Here is a 24,653-nt window from a genome sequence, read left to right as displayed (position 1 = left end):
ACTTATATCCTTTTCTTCCTATATTAGATATGATGTACATTAAGAAGCAATTTTTAAAAGGTACAAATTTAAGATATATTTATGGAGGACGTTAAGAAATTTAAATACTTTACCGTATCGTCACTGGCTTTTGGAACTTGGAGAATTGGAGGAGGTTATTGGTACGCTTCTCATGATAGAGATAACGAGTGGGTGAGTGCGATTCGTAAGGCAATTGAGCTAGGAATAAGGCTCATTGATACTGCCGAAATGTATGGAAATGGTCACGCTGAGGAATTAGTAGGTGAGGCAATTAAGAGATTTAATAGAGATGAGCTGTTTATAGTCTCCAAGGTTTGGCCTAGCCATGCTGAATATGATAATGTGATAAAGTCAGCTAAAAATAGTTCTAAAAGGCTAGGCACATACATCGACCTTTATTTACTTCACTCCCCTTCAAGAGTACCCATTTGTAAGACAATAAGTGCATTTGAGAAGTTAGTTGATGATGGTGTAATAAGGTATTTTGGCCTAAGCAATTTCGATGTAGATCAAATTGAGAGAGCTAGAGAGTGTGTTAGTAAATACGAGATTGTGGCAATTCAGAATCATTATAGCCTGCTAAATAGGGATGATGAGAGGAAAGCTTTAGCTTATGCAGAGAAAAATGGATTGATGTACATGGCTTATACTCCATTGGAAAATGGAATATTGGCGAGAAACGAATTCTTAGCAAGCATAGGTAAGAGGTACAATAAGACTGCTACCCAAGTAGCCTTAAACTGGTATATCACTGGTAGAAATAGTTTAATACCAATAGTTAAGGCTTCCAAAATACCCCACGTTGAGGAGAATGCTGGTGCAATGGGCTGGAGATTGTCGGAAGAAGATTGGAGGGAAATAGATGAGCATTTTAGAGAGAAGAGTTACTTTTTAGATAAATTCGTCTCGTCTCTGAAATCGATAAGACCTTGGTCCTAGTTAATTTTAAATCCATGTAATCTGGTTAATATCTATGAAGAGAATCCTAGTTGGCTATGATGGTTCGGAGAACGCTGAAAGAGCATTAGATTTCGCAATAGAATTGGCTAGTAAATTTTCCGCTAGACTATTTGTAGTAGAAGTTATAGACCTTACATTGTTTTATAATTCAGGGGTATTACCTCCATTAGAAGCTACTAAGAGCTTAGAAGAGAAAGCTAAGAAAGATGTTAAAAAAGCAATAGAAAAGGCTAAAAGCAAAGGTGTAGATACAGAGGGTATTACTTTAGAGGGAGATCCAGCTCATTCTATTCTAGAGTTTGCTAAAGATAACCAAGTCGATGTAATAGTAATTGGGAGTAGAGGTTTATCAAAGGTTCAACGCATATTCCTAGGGAGTGTATCGAATAAAATTGTCCAAGAATCCAGGATTCCCGTAATTGTAGTTAAGTAAATAAGGGAGCGAATTCAAATTATTTTTTATGTTTGGAAAGCTAGTAGCGGTTATTGATAAGCTTAATGAAGGTAACGTGATTGAAGCTGGTAATGAGTTGCTATCAGTAGCAAAGGATTATGAGAATCAAGATAAGATAATAGATTTGCTAGCTGAAATAGAGAAAGAGATAAAGGAATTCAGAAGTAGTAATGACTTTTTACATAGAGATGATTCCCCTTTTATGGAAGTGGTTAAGAAAAGTATTGAAGATATGAGAGTATGTAGGGAGAACAAATTAAAAGCATTAATACTTCATACACTTTACATAATTAGTAATGGAAATGAGATATTATTGAACATGATAAAAAAAGCAAATATAGGAAAGCCAAACACATATATATGACCTTTCAAAATATAATAGTGTGAGCTTCGACGCCGATATTGTAATTGTTGGGGGAGGATTAGCTGGACTTTCTGCTGCAATTACTGCGAACAGAGAAGGATTGTCTACAATTGTATTAGAAAGGGGAGAATATTCTGGAAGTAAAAACGTTTCTGGAGGAAGAATGTATGTCCACGCATTATCACAACTATTTCCAGATGCATTAGAGAGAGCACCCTTAGAAAGACCAGTAACTAAAGAAACATATGAGATTTATTGTGAGGAAGGAAAGAAAATCACTTTTTCATTCCAACATAAAACTAAAAATAGTTATACTATATTAAGGGCTAAATTCGATCAATGGCTAGCTAAAGAGGCTGAAAATGAGGGAGTATTGATTTCTTATACTACGCTCATAATCAACGCTAGACGGGAAAAAGACTACGTGGTAATAGAAACAAACAGAGGTGAACTTAAGGCACCTTTGGTTATAGATGCAGGTGGAATTACTGCTCCAGTGTCTAGATTCTTAGGAGTTAAAAAACTAGAACCTAAAACTTTAATGTTAGGAGTTAAAGAGGTGTTGGATATTAAACCAGAGATACCAGAAAATGAGGGTGAGGCTAGAACTATAATGGGGTTAATAGGAAATTTGAAAGGAGGAGGTTTCGTCTACACAAATAAGGATACATTATCCATAGGTGTTACGATAAAAGTTGAATCGTTATATAATTCTAGTATACCATCACATGAAATTGTGGAAAGATTTAGGGAATCGTTAGGCTTAAGCGGGAATATACTCGAATACTCCGCACACTTAATTCCATATTACGGTTATGATAAGATAGGTAAGATTCATGACAAGAATTTAATCTTAGTAGGCGATGCAGCTGGATTTCTAATAAATGACGGATTTAATATTAGAGGAATGGATTTGGCAATAGGTTCTGGAATTATTGCTGGAAAGGCTGCCAAGAAGATCAAGGAGCTTAACGATTATAGTAGAACTGATATCTATTACGAGATGCTCAAAGAATCGTTTGTGCTAAAGGATATGAAAACAGCTTTAAGGTCTTTTAGTGTATTAAGTGAGGAGGAAGTTTTCACTAAGTACCCTAAGGTTATTTGTAATGTTCTAGGCAAGTTATTTACAGTGACTGGCGATGGAAAGGAGAGGCCAATAAACGTTTTGCTTCAAGAAAGTAAAAGCGAAAACGTAAATACTACGAAGATGTTATCTGATCTTATGAGGTTATTTATATGATGGATATCCTAAAAAGATTATCATTAAACAAGTATAATGTAGATAGGACCACTCATATAGAAGTAAATACTGATATCTGTCTAACTTGTAAAGATAAGCCTTGCACTAAAGTTTGCCCCGCTGGAACTTATGAACCTTCCCCAGATGGGAGAATTATAGTACATTATGAGAGATGCTTGGAATGCGGTGCAGCATTAGTAGCATGCCCCTATGGTGCCATAAAGTTCCGCTTTCCAGAAGGAGGTATAAGCTATAAATATGGATAGATTTTTCATTTCCAATTGTGGATTTGTTAATAATTAATCATAGGGACTTAAGGCACAATAAAGCTGGAGGGGCTGAACAAGTAATTTACGAGATATCCAGAAGATTAGTAAAGAAAGGAGTTAATATAACGTGGCTTTCTGAAGAGGTAAAAGGGTTACCCAAGGAAGAGGAGATTGAAAATATTAGGATAATAAGAAGGGGAAATTCACTTACCTTACACCTCTATGCGCCAGTAGAAGCTAGGAAACATAAGATTGTTATCGATAGTGTAGCCCACGCTGTACCATTCTATTCTTACCTAGTAAATAAGAACGCAATTGCATTGGTACATCACGTTCACCAAGACGTAGTTAAATACGAGTTAAACCCAATAATAGCTAGGGCTGTAGCTTTTTCCGAGCGGAGTGTAAGTAATTATAAGAGTATTATTGCAGTTTCTAACACTACCAAAAGGGATTTAGTGGAGAAGTTAAAGGCTAGAGAGGATAGAATAGAGGTTATTCATAATGGAATTGATCATAACGTTTACAAACCCGGCAATAAGGCAAGTGAGCCACTAATACTTTGGATAGGAAGATTAAAGAAATATAAGAATCCATTAGATGCCATAGAGATAGCTAAGAGAGTTAAGGCTAAACTGATTATGGCAGGAGGAGGAGATCTAGAAAAAGAGGTAATCGAGAAAATAAAGAGTGTTAATGGTGAATATCTTGGAAGAGTTAGTGAGGAAGACAAGATAAGACTATACCAGTCAGCGTGGATCGTAATAGTAACTTCATTCATAGAGGGTTGGAGCATGGTCACAGTTGAGGCTAATGCGTGTGGAACCCCAGTAGTTGCCTATGATAAGGGATCTTTGCCAGAAATTATAAGGAATGGCGTAAATGGCTATATAGTAGAATATAAGAATATTGAGAGGATGAGCAAGATAATAAATAACTTAATAGGAAATGAGGATAGAATTAAGGAACTATGGAAAAACAGTTATCAAGAATCTTTAAATTATGATTGGGACAAGAGTTCTGAGAAATATTACAATTACTTGGTTCGTAAAACATCAGATTAATTTATAGGGATAATAATAGTAATTTATGGGCAAAACAACATCTGAGCTTCTAATTGACGCAATCTCTTCCCAAGTAACCGACGTATTTGGAATACCAGGAACTCATGGTTTATCATTATATGAGGAGCTCAGAAAGAGAGTAAGTAGCGGGGAGATAAGATATTACATGCCTAGATTAGAGTATGGAGGAGCCATAATGGCAGATTATTATGCTAGATTAAAGGGAAATGTTGGAATTTTCATGTCAGTTAATGGTCCAGGCTTTACTAATTCTTTGACTGGTCTAGTTGAGGCCTATTCTGAAGGTTCACCTCTTGTACTAATCTCTCTAAATAAGGAATTTAAATATAGGCATAGGAAGCAACTCCACGATTCTGGGTATTATGACTTACAATTGGAAATGGCCAGACAAGCAACTAAGGCTTCTTTTAGAATTTACTCCCCAGAAGACGTTCCAATTGTAATGGAAAGAGCTTTTAGAATAGCCCTAGAAGACAAGATGGGGCCAGTTTACATTGAAGTTCCGGTTGATCTACTAGAAGAGAAGAGTAATATTGAAGATTATAAAGCTAGTAAGAGGATTAATAGAACATTAGTCTACCCTACAAAAGAGGAAATAAGGGAAGCATTAAATTTCCTAAGCGAATGCTCAAAACCAATTCTACTTTTAGGTTATGGTGCATCAAGATCGAACATCATAAGTTACATTGAGAGGTTGGGAATTCCAGTGTTTACTACCATTAGAGGGAAAGGGAATATTCCGGAAAATCATCCTTTATATGCTGGAACAATATTTAACCTTAGTGAAATACCCGGAGATTGCCTCATAGCAATAGGAACGTCATTTAACGATCTCGAAACTAGTAGATGGAGTATTAAATTGCCAAGAAAGATACTCCACGTGGATCCAGACGTAAATGTATTTAACACCTCCTTTAATGCGGAAGTTACCATAAAGGCTAGTGCTGAAGCTTTTCTAGAAGAGATAGTTGAGAAGGTTAATTTGCCCAAATGGAGCTATAAAGTAGATGAAAAAACCAATATAGAAAGTAGTAGTAGCGGAATAACTCATGACTACTTAGCCAAGGTTTTAGATGAGATGTTAAGTGAGGACAGAGTTATAATTGCTGACGCAGGTACCAATCAGGTTATGGCAATGGATATAAAAGTATATAGGCCTAATTCGTACTTTAATTCCCTTATCTTTAACGCGATGGGATCAGCCATTCCAGCTGGCATAGGAGCCAAAATTGCGTCTCCAGAGAGGCAAATAGTAAGTATTATAGGAGATCTAGGGTTTCAAGGGTGTTTAAACGAGTTAATTACTGCGGTCCAATATAAGGTTAACTTCTTAACAGTATTAGTAGAGGATGGAGTACAGCACTTTCTAAGATTAAATCAGAAAATGAGATATGGGAATACTTTTGCAACTGATGTATTTCAAATTGATTACACTAGGGTTATGGAGGGAATCGGGGTCAATGTAATTGAGGTAAAGAATAAGGAAGATCTTAAGAAAAGTGTAGAAGAAGCTGTTGTATTATCCCTTAAGAGTCCAACAATTCTGAGAGTTCACGTTAATTCTAATAGTATACCTTCTAGATTGTTAATGAAAAGATAGCTATTTATAATAAAATAAGGTATTTTACTTATGGTTAAGATACTACTATTTTCTCCAAATCCTAATGAATTTAAGAGAGTTGGCGTTTATGAGAACAATAAGGTCATTGACCTTGTAAAGGCTTATGAACTATTGTATGATGCTAAGCCCCCAAATTGGTTTTACGATACTAAGGATCTAATTGAAGGTGGAGATGGTTCAATGTTAATGATAAAGACTATTTTAGATAATTTGAGAGGTAATGAGGATAAAGTGTCTTATGATCCAGAGAAGATCTTCTATTACCCACCAATTACAAATCCAGAGAAGATCTTCCTATTAGCCGTTAATTACAAGGCTCATGGTAAGGAGACTAACAATGAGCCACCTAAGGAACCTTACATATTTACCAAATTCTCAAATGCGTTAATTGGCCATAATCAACCAATATTATATCCAAAGGCTTCAAATAAGGTTGACTACGAGGTTGAGCTTGCAGTTATAATTGGGAAAAAGGGGAAGTATATAAGAAAGGAAAGAGTCTCTGATTACGTATTTGGTTACACAGTATTTAACGATATTAGTTATAGGGATAAACAATTTCCATCAGAAATGCCCTACGGTATGAGATGGGTTCACGGTAAAGGTATGGACACTGGGGCTCCAATGGGGCCATGGATAGTTACCAAGGACGAAATACCGAACCCCTATGAATTGAGATTAACCTTAAGGGTTAACGGCGAGGTTAGGCAGGATGCTTACGCTGAGGATATGATATTCAAGATTGACGAAATAATTGAGTACTTATCAAATGGTATAACACTTAAACCTGGAGATGTAATATCAACTGGAACTCCACCCGGAGTCGGATTAGCTAGTGGTAAATTTTTGAAAGCTGGAGATGTAATTGAAGCTGAGATAAGTAAGATAGGTGTCTTGAGGAATTATTTAGTAAAAGAGGAATAAAATCATATCTTTATTATGGCGTAATTTATCCCCAAATATGCTAGAAAGAACAATGGTAATATAAGGTCTGGTATATCGAAGACAACCTCACTTATCCATAAGGTACCTAGGCTAAAGAGTAACGCTGAAAGAACAAACTTCAAATGAGGTAATCTAATTCTAGCCACTTGTGATTTTAGTATTGCTGTTAGAATCACTACTAAAAATGAAGCTAGTATAGCGCCTATTAATGCTGATGAGTAGCTTTGAGGTATAAGGGCTAATATGACCAGTGCTGCCTCAAATCCTTCAATTGCAGAAACTGTAAACACCACTGACAACCCTTCTTCTTTTTCTTCTCCTCCTTTCTTTCTAATTCCTTTGAATGACATCCTAGCACTCCTTATTAATCTATAACCGAAGTAGAATAGAATTACCGCAGAGGCTAAAAGTACATAATTTAATGGAACCAAGTAAATTAACCTACCCACAGTGAAGGTTGGTATTAGGACAACTGCAACGCCTAATACCGCGTAAATGAATGGCAAATTGTTTTTGTAAATATTATGATATATTGCAGCTATTGCTCCAGCTTCAGTTAGTTCAAGAAGGGATATCCCTAATGCAGCAAGGAAAACACTTACATCCATAGTTTGGATCACGCGGGTAAGTTTATAAAATTATTATTTAACCTTTACCTTTTCCCACTTACCTTTGAATAAAACGTATTTGCCCTCCTTAGCTATCACATTTCCTCTCCTTATCACAAATCTAGGAGGTGACATGAAACGAATTAAATCTATGACGTCATCGGCATCAGTTACTAGCAAGTTTGCCTCATTCCCAATTTCAATCCCATAATTTTTAACTCTCCATGCCTTAGCCCCGTTAAAAGTTATCAAATTAATTGAGGAAATTAACTCTTCAAAACCCGTCATTTGATCCAAATGAATAGCCATAAAGAGAACTTGTAACATATTTCCTATTCCTAAAGGATACCAAGGATCCATTATGCAATCATGACCCAATGCCACGTTAACATTGGCGTTTAACATTTCCTTTATGGGGGCCATTCCTCTCCTTTTAGGATATCCGTCAAACCTACCTTGAAGAACAACATTTATCAAAGGATTCGGTATAACAGTTATTCCGGCTTTAGCTACATATGGCAATATCCTAAACCTGTATGCTGAATCCCAACTGTGCATTGCAGTAGCGTGACCAGCGGTAACTCTCCCTTCCCATTTATTCTCGATGGTTTCCTTTAACAAAACTTCCAAATACCTTGAATTGGGATCGTCAGTCTCATCAATATGCCCATCAACATCCTTATTGTAATCCTTAGCTAATTCAAATGCGAATTTAATTGACCTAAACCCATCCTCTCTAGTAATCTCATTATGAGGAATTAATCCAACATTATCTACGCCATTTTCTAAAGCTTTCCTAAGAAGTTCGTCATTGCCCTTCTCTGTAAATATACCATCTTGAGGGAATGCAGTAATCTGAATATCTGCCATATCCTTACTCTCCTCCTTAACCTTATTAATTGCCCTCAATAGTTTAAAGGATCTTTCAGTAATATCAACGTGTGTCCTTGTCCAAAGAGTACCGTATGCTACGAATAGCTTTACCGCGGTTAATGCATTTCTAATTACTTCATCTTCGCTTATCCTATTCCTCATATCTTGCCATATCCTTATTCCTTCCCATAGTGTTCCACTCCTATTCACAGCTTTGGTAAAAGCGCTGTCCAAATGGAAGTGCATGTTAAAGTATGGTGGGATTACTAATTTCTTTTCAGCGTCTATTAATTCGTCATTACCTCTGCATTCACCTAGGCAGGATATCCTCTCGTCTTCTATTCCAATATCTACAATCCTTCCGTCTAATAGTCTCGCATTCCTTATCGTAATCATTTCGGTAAAATGTTAAAACAAGACTTTTTATCTATTATTGTTTCCACTACTAGATGCGGTCTTAGCTTGAAGTTCTCTTACTGTCCTCATAACAACTTTCAATATTTCGCTTCTTGGGGGTTCTTCGTATGTAGTTTTACATATCGTATCGATTGCTAATATGTATGTATTTAATGTAGTTTCTAGAACTTTAATTGAAGGTTCTTCTATTACGAAATCCAATTTTTTTATCTTTTCCTTAAGGACGTTTATTAGAACGTCAGGATCGATATCCTTGAAAACTTCATACTTAGTTCTAACCTTCCTTCTTTCCTCTCTGTTATGAAGGAAGATTGCAGCCTGAATCGTTATACTATTTGGTATTTTTACTGGAACTTGCTCATCAGTAAATATTGTAGTATAAAGCAAGGATATGTCCGTGACTGTACCAGTATATCCTGGAATCAAGAAATCATTGGAGAAGAACTTTGGAGGATAAGTCGGGGCTATTAGACCATATTGCCACGTTGATATTGTCACTCTATCTCCTACCTTATACGGTCTAGAAATTACTAGCATTATCCCACCGAATATGTTACTAAGCACATCTTGTGAAGCTAAGCCTAAAACCAATCCAGCGAAACCGCCTGCTGCTAATGCTGCCCCTAAACTCACTCTCACCAGTACAAAGAATCCTATAAAGGCTATAATATACCCAATAAGTCTAACTACAAACGAAACACTACTAGCATTATCGTACCCTATCACATTTCCTAACCTATTCCTTATGAGAGATCCTATGAAGTATGAAACGATAACTGCTACTATAAACCAAATTCCAGCATAAATATAGAGTAGATAATCACTTGGAATTATTTTAAATACGCTGGATAATACGAAAATTCCTCCACCAATTGCTATTCCAGCTAATATCACTGTTAAGATAATTGCTATCACTCTTCTCTCGTTTAAAGCCATAGTATTACCTTTTGAGTAATCGTTTATATCACTTATGTTTAGTAATAGGAAAAATCAGCATTCCCTATAATGTTAACTAATCCTTATTATCCTTAAATACTATTTCACTACATGGGTTATAGATCTCGTCTTTACCATGTTAGGTTACCGAGAGTCTACAAGGCTTACTACTTCTATCTTAAAAGTAGGAAGTATTTATTGTCTAGAAAATACGCCCTAAATTACGCTAGGAAGATGAGAAAGCTAATATTCTAGGGATAACTGGTAGAGTCTAATGATATTTAGATATTCTAACGGTACAATAAGCTCAGAAGATTTAACGTTGTGTACTGTTAAGGTTGAGGGTAACCAAATAAGAGTTGAGGGTAGCTATAATTTACTGCTAAAACGCAAAGGGTTTAATACTTATGATATTTATCAATACAATTCTAAGATCGGTGAAATTAAAAACTTTAATCTACAATATAGTATGTTCAATTTCATTGTAAGCAGACCACAGTTGGTTGCGTTCATGAGAGGGTATGAGAATAGCGTAAAAATCTTCACCACTAGTAACACTGAGGTGGGTGAAATAAGGAGAATTCAAGACGGTTTAGAGGCATATCTTAATGATACGTACGATCCATATATTATCATAGTCTACTTAGTATTACTCTCAAATTTCTCTAATGCAATGCCATATCCTAGATACAGAACTTCTAGGGTTTCGAAATATAGGGGACTAATTTATTTCATTCCGTTATTATTAATACTAGTTTATCTAATACCTCTACCTTATTATATAGATATTGCCATCTACATAGCGTTGTTGATAGTATTCTACTACTTTCTGGTAATAAGACGCGTAAATGCTGTACCAGGTCATGTCTGATTTCATCCCTGCCATAAATGGCGAGGCTTTCAGTCGTAAAGTTCTTCTAGGGAATCAATACTCTTCCACCCTTCATCCTTAATTTCCTTAAATGCGCTGTTCACTTGTATGGAGTGCATCTTAACGTTATCAATAATATCAATAGTTTTTAAGTATTCCGTAAAGATTTGGAGATTCAATAAAGTCTCAGATAGGTCGGACTTCTTGAAAACCTTTCCCAGAATACCCTTAGCCTTTCCCTTGTATAATTGAGGTTCCACTACCAATGTGTTTCCTGTATTTGTTTTAGCTATAAGGAATGGCACGATTAAAGTAGTATCCTCAGTTAGATCTAGCTTAGTATTATAGAACGATTCTATATACTTGATGAAGTTCTCAATATCTTCTTTAATCTTATTAGCCTTATTCTTAAAGTCGTTAGTAAGACTATCCAAATCTCTAATCGATTTATTTATATTCTCGATCTCAGAATTCTTATTGGAATATAAGGAGTCAAGTTCCTTTCTTAAATTTTTAACCTCTTCCAAATATTTCCCAGCAATCGAATCCCTTACTTGTCTTAGTTCATTTAACAGACTTTCAAATTCGTTCTTAGAGTTTTCAAATTCGTCCTTTCCTACAATTCCCCCTTCGTACTTTAAACTTGTAATAACATGCCTAGTTGTCGTATCAGCAAGTCTTGAGACTCGGGAGTTAATCTCGTTATTCGTTTCATTATATATCTCACTGTAGACTTTCTGAATCTCGTTATTAATCTCCTTTTTCTTGTTTTCAATTAACTCATTATATTTTTTATTAATCTCATCTAGTTTACTGACATAATCCTTTTTTATCCTTAATCTAGCATCATCAACTTCTTTTAATAGGTTTTCCAGCGACGTTATTGTGGATAAAGCCTCAGCCTTTAAGTTAATCAAAGTATCGTTAATTACCTTCACGTCATGGTCACTGATTTTGGAATCTAGCAGAAATAATTGATGATTTACGTTTGAGGTGTTCTTTGCAACTCTAAGTAACCTATCAATCTCAAAATTTAATAAACCTACTAGCGTTATCTCACTGGAGCTTACTCGCTCTAAATTTATCTTCTTCAAATTAGATACAAATGTTGTATAATCATTTATTGAAGAAAATTGTGAAGCCATATCATTGAATGGAGGGTAGAGATACTTTAGTATTCTTGAGGAAGTTTTTAAAGTCTGATCTAAAACTAAAAACCCTTGGTCGGTCTTTTTTATTAGTAAGGGCCATCCTATTATTGACGCTCTTACTATTTTCTCCTTCCTCTCTAAATCCAAATTCAATAAGGAGATTGCAATTTGTTTATGAAAATTTATCTCATTATAATTTTGATCTACAGCTAAAGGAACAAAATACGTTTGCATCAATAATAATAAAAAGAGAAAGATAAAAAGCTAGAGCCTGAAGCTAACCTTCTTCTTTTCAGCTTTCCAATCTACGTTAACTGGTGGGAGACCCTTCTTACTTCTAATATAATTATAGGCTGATAATGCAGCCTTAACTCCCTCAGCGGCAGCTACAACGGCTTGCTTATACGGCGTTTGAGTAACATCCCCCGCTGCAAATACTCCCTCTCTACTTGTTCTTCCTAATTCATCGACAACTATCTCGCCTTTCTCATTTAACTCAACAAAGCCTTTTAGGAACTCAGTTTTCAGAACATAACCCATTTCAATTATAACACCATCAACCCTCAACGATATTATCTCATCTCCCTTCTTTATCATAATCTCCTCAACCTTACTGTTCCCTCTTATTTCTAAAACTTTTGAGGACGTAAATATTTTAACGTTAGGCTTATTCAACACGTTCTTCACGATCTCCTCCTCACCCGCCAGATAAGACGATGAGGTAATATAATATGCTGGATTTGCGTAATTAGACAACAACTCTATAGCCTCTATCCCAGGCTCGCCTTCGCCTACTACGGCTGCTGGCTTACCCTTGAAGAATGCCGCATCACATATTGCACAGTATGATACTCCTTTTCCTTTAAACTCTTGCTCTCCAGGGACGTTAATTTCCCTAGGCGTTTTACCAAACGCTAAAATTATAGCTCTTCCAGCGTATTCACCTTTAATTCCCTTTATTATGAATACGTCAGACTCTTGCGCTATCTCCTTAACCTCTTCTCCATAAATGAATTCCGCGCCGAACTTCTTAGCTTGTTTCTCAATCTTTTGTGCCAGACTTAATCCTCCAGTTGACTCTATTCCGGGATAGTTCTCTATTAAATCTGTTAACGTTAATTGCCCACCAAGATCTTTTGATAGTACTAACGTTGATAGTTTTTGTCTAGAAGAATATAATGCAGCACTTAATCCAGCAATTCCTGCCCCAACTATTATTGTATCAAATGTCTTTAACGGCATACTATATCTCTTTTATACTTTATATAATAAAAAGTTATCTTTCGATCATCTGTAAAAAAGTTAAATGTGAATAAAAAATGTTCTTAGTGTTTAAACCTTTCCTTTATCCATTGCCTTACATCGTAGAAATAAATGTTATCATATGGACAAGCATTAACACATTCGCCTATTCCAACGCACTTAAATGACTTAAACTCCCCTTTCTTTATAAACCATCCCCTCATATCTGTAATTCCAACTGGACAAGCAAAGGCACAATCCACTGTCTTACAGTTAACGCATAACATCGGATCCTTTACCTTCAATCTAAATAAACCTATACTACTAATGGCTTGATTAAATACTCCCCAATAGCAATATCCAGTGGTAACACACGCGAATGTACCTAGGAATGGTATAGAAATGAATAAGAGATACCAAATTATATCAAACCACATAAAATACATTAGAAAAGTAATATCAGTGCCAAATAGCGTAAAACTAATTATGCCCAATGAATTAAGATATGATATGACTGCGGCTATTAGTACTAATATTGAAACACCAAGCGTTATCCCTTTAACCCAATTCGGACTTCTGGACGTCATCAACTTCCTCCCTACTTTTGAGGTTCTATTGTAAACCTTAAGTGAATCATAAAAGGTACCTTGATACATTAAGGGTGCAGTACAACTTACAGAACACAAATTTCTCGAGCCGAATAAGAAAGAGAGAATTGCGTAAACCACGTAAGTTCCTATAAGACCTAAGAGTACGGAATTTGAAAATCCTCCTAGCGTTCCTATCCCCATTGACCACATATAGGGTATGTAGGGTAGACGATCTGAAAGTGGGCTAAACATTGGGATGTAAATAGTGTATAACGCATAAGCTAGGATCATTAAACTCATCCTAACCCTTACTTCCTTAACTCTCATTTCTAACATTTTCTTAAACGCTAAGAATCCCATCTCTATTCCCATCATTATTAAAAACCACATGGAACCCAGAACTGATCCAACTAAGTCTATGAAATCCCACAACACATTTATTGGATTTGTCAAGGGTTGCCACGGTAATGTTAGACTATTTATAAATCCAGAAATTCTGGGCGAAAAGATTCCTTCAACGAAATCCAATACCCCTCCCATGAAGAATTCCATAATGAATGTGAGGAAGATTATTGTGAACGCCAATAAAGGATTTCTAGTGTAATTCCCTTTTCTCGGGTTTGGTCCAGCCAATGCCCTATAAACGAACCACGCCATTCCTATTATCATAGATATGTCAAAAACTATTAAGGTGTCATAGAGGAAGAATAAGAACTCCCCTATCATCATCAATGTGAAAATAGATGTTAATTCGATCGTTGTAAAGGTCTCTTGTGAAGCCCTTAATCTCTGCTTATACAGAGAATCGTAAATTAGTATCGTATTCCCAATCATTATGATGGCAGAGAGCCATATTGGTAAACTTATTAAAGGAAACACTTGGGGAAACCAAGGCATTAAGAGTAATAAACCAATTAGATAGTTCCTCAATGTTTTATCAATATTTTTAAAGGACAATATTAGCGTAAACGCCATTTCCACCATCATTACACTCACGAAGTATATGTTCCCAATAGACGTATCTATGTTAGCTGGAATTGAGGTTTCCAAAGTGTAAATTAACGCTCCCATTGCTATTTCAGAAATTACCATAAGTAACGCAAATAAGCTGTATACAAATTGTCTCATTTTAACTTCCTTCACGTTAAGTAATGGATATAATCCGAAAATCATATATGCGGAGTTAGCTATCAAAAAGTAGAACGGATTGTTGCTAATTAGATAAAGATAACCTCCTATATTCATTGTTAGCATCATTCCTTCAACGTATAGTGCTAATAATACTCTCCTTGTTGATCTCCACCTTTCCACTTCGTAAATTACGTAAAACATGGCCAGAAGCATAGTAACAGTAATTATTATTGGAAGCAAGATCATAATCTCGCTTAATATTTCTTTTTAACACTAAAAAGTTTTGCTTAAAATATTAGAAATTGTGACTAGTTTTATAAATAGTCAATCCGAGAATAAAATATGAATATTATTGTTGGTTTTAAGATAGTTCCAGATGATCAAATGGTTAAGGTTGTGGGGGACAAGCTAAATACTGATGCCCCGTTAAAGGTAAGTTCTTATGATAAGAACGCTATTGAAGAAGCCATAAGGTTAAAGGAGAAGTTTGGAGGTAAGGTTACGGGTATTACAGTAGGTAGTAACGATAGGAAAAGCATTAGGGAAGCCTTAGCTATGGGAGTTGATGAAGTAATAGCTATCTTAGTTAAAGATCCAGACGTCTACGTTACTGCTATGGCGATAGCTGAAAATGTGAAGACGCTAAATCCAGATATAATATTATTTTCGGAAATGACAACTGATAGTGGAACTTCAGCCTTACCCGCTTACGTTTCTGAACTTCTTGGCCTTCCTTACATTTCTAACGTAAAATCACTTAAGATCGAGGGAAATAAGGTTACAGCGGATAGGGGAATGGTAAGCTATATTGAGACTGTTGAATCAAGTCTACCTTTAGTTGTGAGTGTTGGTGGTGAAATAAATACTCCTAGAATCCCAAGCGTTAAGCAAATAATGGAATCCTCTAAGAAGCCAGTTAAGGAAGTCAAATTTGATGCACAATCTAAGGTTAGAATAAGGGAAATTAAACCAATGATCGTGAATCGAAAGAGAATAGTTATTGAGGAAAGTGACATAAATAAGGCGGTTGATAAATTAATTGAATATTTAAAGTCTGATGGGGTGATCTAGTATGAAAGCTGTAGTGTTTTCGGAAAGTCCAGTATTCTTAAAAATGGCAGCAGCTGTAGCTCAAAGCTTCGGAGGAGAAGTAATAGGAATATCCGACAACGAGAACGTTAAGTTCGTAAACAAACTATACATTATTGATAAAATGGATGAAGATGGTATTGTAGATCTAATATCTTCACTCTCTCCAGATGTAATACTAACTGGAAATGTGAGAAGGGATAGGGCAATAGCTGGAAGAGTAGCGGGGAGGTTAAAGTTACCTATAGTTACTGATGTAGTCTCACTAAAGGTTGAAGATAAGAAAATCACGTTAAATAGGGTAGCCTATAGTGGAATGGGGTTGGTTACTCTAGAGAGCGAGTTACCAATTGTTATAACTATTGCAAATACGCAATTACAACCTAAGGAACTTCAGCCTAGTGTAGAGAAGGTTCAATTGAAAGAGGGTAGGGTTAAAATTGCCGGTAAGAAATCAACTTCCTCTGGAGTTAATTTAGCTACTGCAGATATTGTAGTTGGCGTAGGAAGAGGGATTGGATCTAAGGAAAACGTAAAATACGCAGAAGAATTGGCAAAAGCGTTAGGTGGAGCAGTTGGTGGAAGCAGACCGGTAGCTGCTGAGCTCAATTGGGTTTCAGAAGATAGGCAAATAGGTTTATCCGGTTTAAGAATTAGGCCCAAATTATATATAGCCTTGGGAATATCTGGTCAGCCTCAACATATAGCTGGTATAAGGGATTCGAAAATTATAGTTGCTGTTAATACTGATAAGAATGCACCAATACTTGAAAACGCGGATTACTTTGTTGTAGGCAACGCAATCGATTTCTGTAAAGTTATGTTGAGTAAGCTAGGGAAAAAATAATAATGATAAAAACGATTTTATTTTATGGTATTTCCTTTTAAGTCCTTGGAGGATTTTAAAGTAGAAATAACGCAAGATCATGAATTATTAAGAAGTGCAGTTAGGGATTTTGCTGAAAATATATTGGCAAAGTATGTTGAAATAGGTGAAAAAGAATTAGATATTCCTTTAGAGGTTAAACAAAAGGCTAAGGAAATAGGCCTATATGGCTTATTTGCTAGACAAGATTTAGGGGGACAAGGAGCGGATTATTTATCATTGCTTACAGCAACAGAGGAGATGGCTAGAATTTGGCCCTCATTTAGCACATTTTTATTAATAAATTGGATGTTTATTTATGCGTTATCTAGGTTTGGAAACGAAGAATTAAGGAAAAAATATGTCACACCAGTAGCTAATGGCGATAAAGTAGCTGCATTTGCTGTTACTGAGCCTGTGGCTGGATCAGATGTAGCTGGTATAAAGACAACAGCAAAGAAATTAGATAGTGAATATGTGATAAATGGAAGAAAGATTTTCATAACTAATGGTGATATTGCTGATTATTACTTAATTGCAGCTAGAACATCACCTCCAGATCCTAAGGCCAGATGGAAAGGCATATCAATGCTTGTTGTGGAGAAAGACGCAGTGAAACCAGTAAGTAGAATCGAAACTACTGGATTAAAGTCCTCACATACTGCTGAAATTTTACTTGAGGATGTGAAAACACCCGCCGAAAATCTACTAGGAGAGGAAGGCAATGGATTTAAATATGCGGTAAGTTCTTTTGATTTCGCTAGAACCATAGTAGCTTCACAAGCCTTAGGAATTGGACAAGCTGCATTAGAGAAAATGATAAATTATTCACTTCAAAGAACTGCATTCGAAAAGAAACTAGCGGAATTTCAATTAGTTCAAACCAAAGTTTCTGAATCGTTAGCGGATTTGGAAGTGGCAAGACTAATAACCTATTGGGCCGGGACATTGTTCAAGAATGGTAAAGAAAATGAATACACAGTAGCAGCATCGTTGGCGAAATTCATATCCACCGAATCTGCTGAGAGAATTATATTAAGGGCTATGAGTGTCTACGGTGGTTATGGCGTTACTACCTCTACCGGATTGGAGAGAATGCTAAGGGATCTACAAATAATGAAAACATATGAAGGGACAAACGATATTCAAAGGATTAGTGCAGCAAGATTTCTTTACAATAAATTCATTGGTTATAAGGTGTGACCTTGTATATTGGTAGTCCAGTTAAGAGAGTTGAAGATTTACGATTTTTGACTGGAAAAGGTAGATACATTGACGACATTTACTTTCCTAACATGCTATACATGGCAGTATTGAGGTCGAATTACGCTTGGACTAAATTCAAGATTGATCCCAAAAGAGTTGAGGAAAGAGGTTTCAGCGTAATAACGTTTGAAGATACAAAGGAATTTTCGCCATTGCCCAATTTTTTCGTCCCTGATCCTAAGAGAGTACCAAAGGAGTATATTTTAGCTAAAGATGAGGCAAAGTATTTTGGAGAACCAATAGGATTAGTATTAGGTAGGGATAGATATGAGGCTTATGATGCATTGGAACTAATTGATGTGGATTATGAGCCTAGAGAGCCGATAACTGATCCGTTTAAGGCAATAGGTCCTAACTCACCTACTTTACACAAAGAACTAGGCTCCAACATTGTGTATAGCGATATTTTCGAATATGGAGAGGAGCCAAAGGATTACAATTACATAGAAAAAAAGTTTAGATATAATAGGATCCTACCGGCTCCTCTTGAAACCAATGGGGTAATAGCTGAATTTGATAAGATTAGCGGAAACTTAACAATATATGCAAATACACAAGTTCCACAAGTCTTTAAGACGGCATTGAGCATTATCTTCAATATTCCTAGATCTAAGGTCAGGATAATTGTCCCAGACTCTGGAGGAGGGTTTGGCGGAAAGATCTTTCTAAAACCCATAGCCATGACAGCATTAGCCTCAATAATAACTGGAAGGCCGGTAAAGTATATAGAGACTCGATATGAACATATAATTTCTGCAATTCATGGACCAGATAGACATTACACTGCAAAGATTTTATATAAGGGGGATGAACTATTAGGAGCAATAATTGACTTAGTAGAGGACTTTGGGGCATACTTGCACACTTACCAACCCTTACCAATTCTCAGACAAATATATCAATTGGTTGGTCCATATAAAATGAAATACCTTAAGTTCAGAGTATCCGGAGTAGTTACGAATAAACCACCAACGGGGGCATATAGGGGACTAGGAATTCCACCAGCAGTTCTAGTATTGGAAAACCTCGTGAAAAGCGTTTCTAAAGTAAGTAAAATTGATGAAATGGAATTAAGAATGAAAAATTTCATTGATAAACTTCCTTATGAACACATAACGGGTGCAGTATATGATAGTGGAAATTACAGAGAGGCATTAAAGAAACTTGTTAGTCAACTGGAGGTAAAGGACAAGGATAAGTACACAGGAATTGGGATAGCATTGGCATTGGAACCCGGATCTTCATTAGCTTTCCAAACGCTAGTTGTCAATAAACCTAGGACACCTTACTATGAGGGTGTGTATATGAGGATAGATAGCGGAGGCGACGTTACGGTGTTTCTCTCAACTAATACTATGGGTACAGGGCATGAAACTAGTATATCCCAAGTAGTTGCTGATGTTCTAGGTATTCCGATTGATGACGTGAAAGTCGTATTAGGCGATACTGCAGGTCCCCCAGGGACAGGATTTTATGGTAGCAGATTCTCTGTAGTCGGTATTTCAGCTGTTTACACCGCTGCCCTAAAATTAAAGGAAAAAATGAGACAGTACTTAGCTAAAATGTTCAACGTTGAAAAAGACGAGGTAAAAATAGATAATGGAATAGTAAAAATAAGTAACAAGTCGTTCTCTATTAAGGAAGCAGTTAACATAATATATAACAGATCGTACTTAATAGGAGACGAAATAGGATTAGACGTTTCGGTTACCATCAATTCATATAATGTAAACGTAGCTGATGATAAGAGAAGAGTGAATTTCTCCACGACCTATGGTGTTAACGCACATGGTGTAGTAATTAAGGTTGATAAGGATACTGGATTTATAAAAATACTTAAGTACGTAGTATTGAGCGATTGCGGAACTATGATAAACCCAATGATAGTGGATGGACAACTAATGGGAGGTACTACAATGGGGATAGGAGCATCGCTCTTAGAGAAAGTTGAATATGATGAAAATGGGATTCCAAGGCAAACTTCTTTTGCAGACTATTGGATTCCATCGGCAGAAGAGGTACCTAAATTCGAGATCCAACATATGATTAGCCCTTCACCTTTTACACCACTAGGCACTAAAGGTGTTGCGGAAGGAGGAGCTACTGTACCTCCAGCTGCTATCATTAATGCCTTAGAGGACATACTAAAGAAACCAATCAATAGGATTGAAATACCAATAACTCCAGAGTATGTATTACAGCTAATTAACGACATGAGCTAGTTATCGCATTCAAAATTTCCTCTTCTTTTCCCTTCCCTTTACCCAAAGTAACGTATTCAATAACCTCGCTGATCAACTGTTTTAAAGTATCCTCATCTTCATTACAAAATCTATTCTTCATTTCTAGATCACTAGTCAATTTTTCCTTTACAAAATCACTAATGGAGTCATGTTCTATCATCTCTCTTATGAAATTCCTCATTAATGCGTATTTGTAAAATGGTGTTTCCATAAAATTTAATCAATTTATATCGATATAAAGCTAATGTTATTAACCTATTTTACGAGATATTAACATATGGAAAGGAAATTAGGATTCATATTTGACCATAATAAGTGCATAATCTGTAACGCTTGCGTTGATGCTTGCAATAAAGCTTATGGTAACCTTAACTGGAGAAGCTTAATCGTGATGCCATATGGTGAGAGTAAAACAGCGCTCTCAATTGCTTGTAATCATTGCGATAATCCAACGTGTATGCAAGTATGCCCCGCTAATGCAATAGAGAAGAACGAAATGGGAATAGTCAGAATAAGAGATGATAAATGTATAGGATGTGGATTCTGTACGTGGGCTTGTCCATATGAGGCTTTAAAGTTCAATAATGAAGGAATCATGACTAAATGCAACTTTTGTTATGCTCGTTTAGCAGAGGGAAAGGGCATACCATACTGTGTCGAAGCTTGTCCTACAGGGGCATTAGCATTTGGTTGGATAGAGAAAGGAGAGGCAGAAGTAGATTATCTTCCTCCCTCGGAGATAACTAAACCAAGGATAGTAATAAAACAACCAGAAATAAAGGAGAGCCTTAAAGCAAATGTTTTACATACTAAAAAGGAGGAGAATTACTTGGGACTATTAGCTTTTACAATTGGGAGTGAATTCGCGTTGGGTTATTCTCTCTTTAAATTGCCATTCTGGAGTATTGTAAGCGTTATCTTACTAGTAGCTTCTTTACTCTTATCAGTAAATCACGCTAGGAGAACTGATAGGTTTTACAGAGTTATTTACAACTTGAAGACATCTTGGTTAAGCAGAGAAGTATTATTTTCATCCTTATCGATACTATTCTATATCTTAAGTATAGTGAAACCCGTATTTTACTATCCCGCGTTAGTATTTCTAACCGCTGGAGTTATCTCAAGTATTATAATCTATATGTTGAAAAGTAGGCCGTCGTGGTATAAGGCTGATACTCCAGTTTCATTCGTAGGGAGTATCTTTACAATGTCTCTACCAATTGCATACTTTTTAACCCACGATCCAATAACTATTATTCCATTAGTGATAATATTAGCTATAGAAATAATCTCTAATCACATGAGGTCTAAAGTTAGAACGAGCCTCAACATTGTTTCGATTCTCATATCATTAATTTCAATCATAATTCCTGAAATTATCATTATAGTTGAAATTATGAATATTGTTTCTGAAACCGAACATAGGAAAGAATTTTATGAAAAAGTTATATATTACGGCTTACCTAAAGTTTAAACATTTTTTATAGTTAGTTTTTTAAACGATGAAGAGTATACAGTTCTAATAGGTGGTTATTTATTGCTCGAAATAAGATTCCACGGTAGAGGTGGACAAGGTGTTGTAACGGCTTCTCAACTATTAGCTGAAGCAGCTGGATATGAAAACCTTTACACTTCTTCTTTTCCCATTTATGGAGCGGAAAGGAGAGGTGCAGAAATAGAGGCATATTGTAGAATATCCGAGAACCCGATTAGGGTTACTTCCCCAGTAGAAGAACCAGATTACTTGGTCGTAATAGATAATTCCCTTCTCCAAATATCTAGGAATTTGTTCAGAGGACTAAAAGATACTTCGACGATAATATTAAATTCACCTTCCAAACCGGATCTTAACTGGAGAACTTTTCACGTTAATGCAACTAAAATTGCAACAGATCTAGGCCTAGTAAAGTCAGGGTGGCCGATGGTGAACGTAATCATCTTAGGAGCGTTAATAAGGGTAATGGGAATACCTAAATTATCTTCACTTGAGCAAGCAATAGAAGAGGAATTTGGAGGCAAAATAGCTGAACTCAACATAAAAGGTACAAGATTGGCCTATGAACAAGTTGGTGTTGAGTATGTCACTGCTTGAATATCAATACTTTCCTGTAACTAGACCCAATAAGGGTGCTGGAGGAAGAACTGGAGCATGGAGAATAGTAAAACCTGTTGTTGATTATAACAAGTGCATAGGCTGTAAAGTGTGTTTTATGTTTTGCCCAGAATCCACAATAGTCCCTAGCAATGGTAAGGTAAGAGTGGATTATGAGTATTGCAAAGGCTGTGGAGTTTGTGCCAATGTATGCCCAGTTAAGGCTATAAGTATGGTGAATGAGCAATGATTAGAAAGATTATTTCTGGAAATGAAGCTGTTGCGTTAGGTGTGAAACTAGCGAGAGTAGGAGTTACAGGAATATACCCAATAACGCCACAAACTACGATAATTGAGAAATTAGCTGAGATGAGAGCTAAAGGTGAAATTGAAACCGAAATAGTGAGAGTTGAAAGTGAGCACTCGGCAATGGCTGCAACGTTCGGTGCTGCTTTAGGTGGTGTTAGGGCTTTTACTGCTACCGCATCGCAAGGCCTGCTTTACATGCACGAAATGATTTGGTGGGTGGCTGGGAGTAGAGTACCAGTAGTAATGGTTGTAGGTACTAGAGCAGTAGGAGCTCCTTGGAACATTTGGAATGAGCATACCGACTTTACAAGTGAGAGGGATAGTGGATGGATAATGGCTTTTGCATCCAATCCGCAAGAAGCATTAGATCTAACTTTACAAGCGTTTAGGATTTCAGAGGATGAGAGAGTATTCTTACCAATGATGGTCGGTATGGATGGATTCATCCTTTCGCATACTAAGACTAATGTACTAATACCCGATCAAGATCAAGTAGACGAATTCTTACCTCCAAGGAGACAGCCATATGTGATAGATACAGAGGACCCAATAGGTATGGGTAACATATTCCCTCCGGAGGGCTATATGAGACTAAGGGAATCAATAGATTTAGCACTTAGAAATTCAGAGAATATAATAAAAGAAATAGGAAGAGAATATAATAAGAAAATTAATCCATTAGGAGATTACTCCACACTAAATGTGTCGTATAAACTAGAAGATGCGGATTACGCAATAGTTTTAATGGGAGCTTGGGCAGGAGATGCCATGGAGGCTGTAGATACATTAAGGGAGAAGGGGATAAAAATAGGCATGTTAAGAATAAGGTATCTTAGACCTTGGAGTGAGAAGGAGATAAGAAATGCGTTGAAGGATAAAAGGGCTGTTCTAGTGTTAGATAGAAGTACGAGTTTTGGTAGGGGTGGAGGACCACTTTACGTTGAAGTAAAGTCCACAATATCGGACATTGTACCACAGGTAAAAGGTGTAGTGAGTGGGTTGGGAGGTGTTACAGTTAACAAGAGCGAGCTATTGTATATATTTAACAAGTTTGTAGAAGGTTTAAAGGATGATGTAATTTGGTATTATCCAAAGGAGGTGGGGAAGATTGAGTTTAGGACTCCGAGAGATATTGAATAAGCATAATGGTATCTTATCCGGGACTTCAGCTTGTCCCGGCTGCCCAGAGAATATGGCAATGAGAATGCTAGGAATGGGACTAGGTAAAGATATGGTTCTAGTAGTAGTTGCGGGATGTTCCTCAGTAATACAAGGAAATGCGCCTTATAATGCTTACAACTTCCCTACTGTGAACGTTGCCTTTGCGGCTGGTCCAGCTACGGCTGCTGGTTTGGCTAGAGCGTATAAACAAAGAGGTAAGAATGTCACTGTAGTGGTTTGGGCTGGAGATGGAGGAAGTGCTGATATAGGATTTGCATCATTAAGCGGAGCTGCTGAGAGAAATGATAATATACTCTACCTTACTGTGGATAACGAGGCCTATATGAATAGTGGAGGGCAGAGAAGTGGCTCAACTCCCTTTGGAGCAATTACTACTACAACTCCAGAGGGAAAAAAGGAAAATAAGAAAAACTTGCCATTATTAATGATAGCGCATAACGTACCTTATGTGGCTACTGCATCTGTAGGATATCCACATGATTATATAGAGAAGTTAAATAAAGCCAAGCAAGTCGAAGGTTTCAAATATATTCACGTCCTAACTCCTGATCCTTACGGTTGGTTATTTGATCCTTCAAAAACTGCTGAAGTGGCAAAATTGGCAGTACAGACTTGCTATTGGCCACTCTTTGAATACTATAATGGAAAATTAAGCATTAGTTCAGAAAGTTTACATTGTCTTGACAGAAGAACTAGAAGACCTATAAGAGACTTTCTGAGTGTTCAAGGAAGATTCAAGAGATTGACAGAGGATCAAATAAAGATTTTAGAGCAATATATAGATAACGTGTGGGAGAAGTTAAAATCCATGCTCGATAATCAGTAA

At 36.5% G+C, this 24,653-nt stretch carries 26 protein-coding genes; 19 read left to right on the top strand and 7 right to left on the bottom strand.

The features are described from left to right. Nucleotides 1-81: 81 nt before the first annotated feature. From YN1551_RS00890 to YN1551_RS00855, 8 genes are read left to right on the top strand one after another with little or no spacing between them, the layout of a single operon-like run. A complete protein-coding gene (locus tag YN1551_RS00890; protein ID WP_012716767.1) occupies nt 82-960 on the top strand; it encodes an aldo/keto reductase in 879 nt (292 codons plus the stop codon). A 34-nt stretch (nt 961-994) separates the two neighbouring features. Beyond that, on the top strand, nt 995-1,414 hold the full coding sequence (locus YN1551_RS00885; protein ID WP_012712458.1) for a universal stress protein: 420 nt from the start codon (nt 995-997) through the stop codon (nt 1,412-1,414). Between the two features lie 28 nt (nt 1,415-1,442). Next, the gene (locus tag YN1551_RS00880; protein ID WP_012714510.1) at nt 1,443-1,799 is read left to right on the top strand and encodes a hypothetical protein; all 357 of its coding nucleotides are present in this window, start codon (nt 1,443-1,445) and stop codon (nt 1,797-1,799) included. Nucleotides 1,800-1,818: 19 nt separating this feature from the next. Next, complete coding sequence (locus tag YN1551_RS00875) at nt 1,819-3,042, top strand: FAD-dependent oxidoreductase (RefSeq protein WP_012716769.1); 1,224 nt, start codon at nt 1,819-1,821, stop codon at nt 3,040-3,042. Further along, nucleotides 3,039-3,308: a ferredoxin family protein gene (locus YN1551_RS00870; protein ID WP_012714512.1), complete on the top strand. Its 270-nt coding sequence runs from the start codon at nt 3,039-3,041 to the stop codon at nt 3,306-3,308. The genes YN1551_RS00875 and YN1551_RS00870 overlap by 4 nt, the downstream gene beginning before the upstream one ends. Before the next feature lie 17 nt (nt 3,309-3,325). Beyond that, nucleotides 3,326-4,375 (top strand): glycosyltransferase family 4 protein, encoded by a 1,050-nt coding sequence (locus YN1551_RS00865; protein ID WP_012716770.1) that lies wholly within the window; start codon nt 3,326-3,328, stop codon nt 4,373-4,375. Between the two features lie 25 nt (nt 4,376-4,400). After that, the gene (locus tag YN1551_RS00860) at nt 4,401-5,996 is read left to right on the top strand and encodes a thiamine pyrophosphate-binding protein (RefSeq protein WP_012716771.1); all 1,596 of its coding nucleotides are present in this window, start codon (nt 4,401-4,403) and stop codon (nt 5,994-5,996) included. Between the two features lie 30 nt (nt 5,997-6,026). Then, the gene (locus YN1551_RS00855; protein ID WP_012716992.1) at nt 6,027-6,941 is read left to right on the top strand and encodes a fumarylacetoacetate hydrolase family protein; all 915 of its coding nucleotides are present in this window, start codon (nt 6,027-6,029) and stop codon (nt 6,939-6,941) included. 2 nt (nt 6,942-6,943) lie between these two features. On the opposite strand, the gene YN1551_RS00850 is transcribed toward YN1551_RS00855, so the two are convergent. From YN1551_RS00850 to YN1551_RS00840, 3 genes are read right to left on the bottom strand one after another with little or no spacing between them, the layout of a single operon-like run. Beyond that, entirely contained in the window at nt 6,944-7,570 is a 627-nt protein-coding gene (locus YN1551_RS00850) for a membrane protein (protein ID WP_012716991.1), read from the bottom strand. A gap of 33 nt (nt 7,571-7,603) precedes the next feature. After that, nucleotides 7,604-8,839 (bottom strand): amidohydrolase family protein, encoded by a 1,236-nt coding sequence (locus YN1551_RS00845; protein ID WP_012716773.1) that lies wholly within the window; start codon nt 8,837-8,839, stop codon nt 7,604-7,606. A gap of 27 nt (nt 8,840-8,866) precedes the next feature. Then, a complete protein-coding gene (locus YN1551_RS00840; protein WP_012716774.1) occupies nt 8,867-9,796 on the bottom strand; it encodes a mechanosensitive ion channel family protein in 930 nt (309 codons plus the stop codon). A gap of 111 nt (nt 9,797-9,907) precedes the next feature. Here YN1551_RS00840 and YN1551_RS16920 point away from each other — a divergent pair, with 111 nt between their 5' ends. Beyond that, complete coding sequence (locus tag YN1551_RS16920; RefSeq protein ID WP_012953322.1) at nt 9,908-10,051, top strand: hypothetical protein; 144 nt, start codon at nt 9,908-9,910, stop codon at nt 10,049-10,051. 19 nt (nt 10,052-10,070) lie between these two features. After that, nucleotides 10,071-10,667 carry an immunoglobulin domain-containing family protein gene (locus tag YN1551_RS00835; RefSeq protein ID WP_012716775.1) on the top strand — a complete coding sequence of 199 codons (597 nt, stop codon included), beginning with the start codon at nt 10,071-10,073 and terminating at the stop codon, nt 10,665-10,667. A gap of 29 nt (nt 10,668-10,696) precedes the next feature. On the opposite strand, the gene YN1551_RS00830 is transcribed toward YN1551_RS00835, so the two are convergent. The 3 genes from YN1551_RS00830 to YN1551_RS00820 form a co-directional block, all read right to left on the bottom strand. After that, on the bottom strand, nt 10,697-12,052 hold the full coding sequence (locus tag YN1551_RS00830) for a coiled-coil domain-containing protein (protein WP_012716776.1): 1,356 nt from the start codon (nt 12,050-12,052) through the stop codon (nt 10,697-10,699). Between the two features lie 30 nt (nt 12,053-12,082). Then, complete coding sequence (locus tag YN1551_RS00825) at nt 12,083-13,060, bottom strand: NAD(P)/FAD-dependent oxidoreductase (protein ID WP_012716777.1); 978 nt, start codon at nt 13,058-13,060, stop codon at nt 12,083-12,085. A gap of 83 nt (nt 13,061-13,143) precedes the next feature. Continuing rightward, entirely contained in the window at nt 13,144-15,027 is a 1,884-nt protein-coding gene (locus tag YN1551_RS00820) for a 4Fe-4S binding protein (RefSeq protein WP_012716990.1), read from the bottom strand. A gap of 96 nt (nt 15,028-15,123) precedes the next feature. Between YN1551_RS00820 and YN1551_RS00815 the strand changes: the two genes are divergently transcribed. The 4 genes from YN1551_RS00815 to YN1551_RS00800 are packed head-to-tail and all read left to right on the top strand — an operon-like array spanning nt 15,124 to nt 20,223. Beyond that, nucleotides 15,124-15,852, top strand: a complete 729-nt coding sequence (locus tag YN1551_RS00815) for an electron transfer flavoprotein subunit beta/FixA family protein (protein ID WP_012714522.1) — start codon at nt 15,124-15,126, stop codon at nt 15,850-15,852. A 1-nt stretch (nt 15,853) separates the two neighbouring features. Then, nucleotides 15,854-16,717, top strand: coding sequence for an electron transfer flavoprotein subunit alpha/FixB family protein (locus YN1551_RS00810; protein ID WP_012716779.1), 864 nt, complete (start codon nt 15,854-15,856; stop codon nt 16,715-16,717). 24 nt (nt 16,718-16,741) lie between these two features. Then, nucleotides 16,742-17,938: an acyl-CoA dehydrogenase family protein gene (locus YN1551_RS00805; protein ID WP_012716989.1), complete on the top strand. Its 1,197-nt coding sequence runs from the start codon at nt 16,742-16,744 to the stop codon at nt 17,936-17,938. Beyond that, on the top strand, nt 17,935-20,223 hold the full coding sequence (locus YN1551_RS00800; RefSeq protein ID WP_012716988.1) for a xanthine dehydrogenase family protein molybdopterin-binding subunit: 2,289 nt from the start codon (nt 17,935-17,937) through the stop codon (nt 20,221-20,223). The genes YN1551_RS00805 and YN1551_RS00800 overlap by 4 nt, the downstream gene beginning before the upstream one ends. Here the strand turns inward: YN1551_RS00800 and YN1551_RS00795 are convergent. Then, the gene (locus tag YN1551_RS00795) at nt 20,207-20,455 is read right to left on the bottom strand and encodes a hypothetical protein (protein ID WP_012712476.1); all 249 of its coding nucleotides are present in this window, start codon (nt 20,453-20,455) and stop codon (nt 20,207-20,209) included. The genes YN1551_RS00800 and YN1551_RS00795 overlap by 17 nt on opposite strands. Nucleotides 20,456-20,521: 66 nt before the next feature. Here YN1551_RS00795 and YN1551_RS00790 point away from each other — a divergent pair, with 66 nt between their 5' ends. The 5 genes from YN1551_RS00790 to porB all read left to right on the top strand — a co-directional run bounded on the left by YN1551_RS00790 (nt 20,522) and on the right by porB (nt 24,653). Beyond that, a complete protein-coding gene (locus YN1551_RS00790; protein ID WP_012716987.1) occupies nt 20,522-21,718 on the top strand; it encodes a 4Fe-4S dicluster domain-containing protein in 1,197 nt (398 codons plus the stop codon). A gap of 63 nt (nt 21,719-21,781) precedes the next feature. Beyond that, the gene (locus tag YN1551_RS00785) at nt 21,782-22,336 is read left to right on the top strand and encodes a 2-oxoacid:acceptor oxidoreductase family protein (protein WP_012716986.1); all 555 of its coding nucleotides are present in this window, start codon (nt 21,782-21,784) and stop codon (nt 22,334-22,336) included. After that, nucleotides 22,323-22,586 (top strand): 4Fe-4S binding protein, encoded by a 264-nt coding sequence (locus tag YN1551_RS00780; protein ID WP_012716985.1) that lies wholly within the window; start codon nt 22,323-22,325, stop codon nt 22,584-22,586. The genes YN1551_RS00785 and YN1551_RS00780 overlap by 14 nt, the downstream gene beginning before the upstream one ends. Beyond that, the gene (locus tag YN1551_RS00775; protein WP_012716984.1) at nt 22,583-23,785 is read left to right on the top strand and encodes a transketolase C-terminal domain-containing protein; all 1,203 of its coding nucleotides are present in this window, start codon (nt 22,583-22,585) and stop codon (nt 23,783-23,785) included. The genes YN1551_RS00780 and YN1551_RS00775 overlap by 4 nt, the downstream gene beginning before the upstream one ends. Further along, nucleotides 23,754-24,653 (top strand): pyruvate synthase subunit PorB, encoded by a 900-nt coding sequence (gene porB / locus YN1551_RS00770; protein WP_012714530.1) that lies wholly within the window; start codon nt 23,754-23,756, stop codon nt 24,651-24,653. Before YN1551_RS00775 ends, porB begins: the two co-directional genes overlap by 32 nt.

This window comes from Sulfolobus islandicus Y.N.15.51 (assembly GCF_000022485.1).
Taxonomy (GTDB): domain Archaea; phylum Thermoproteota; class Thermoprotei_A; order Sulfolobales; family Sulfolobaceae; genus Saccharolobus; species Saccharolobus islandicus.
This window is presented reverse-complemented; position numbering and strand designations above follow the sequence as displayed.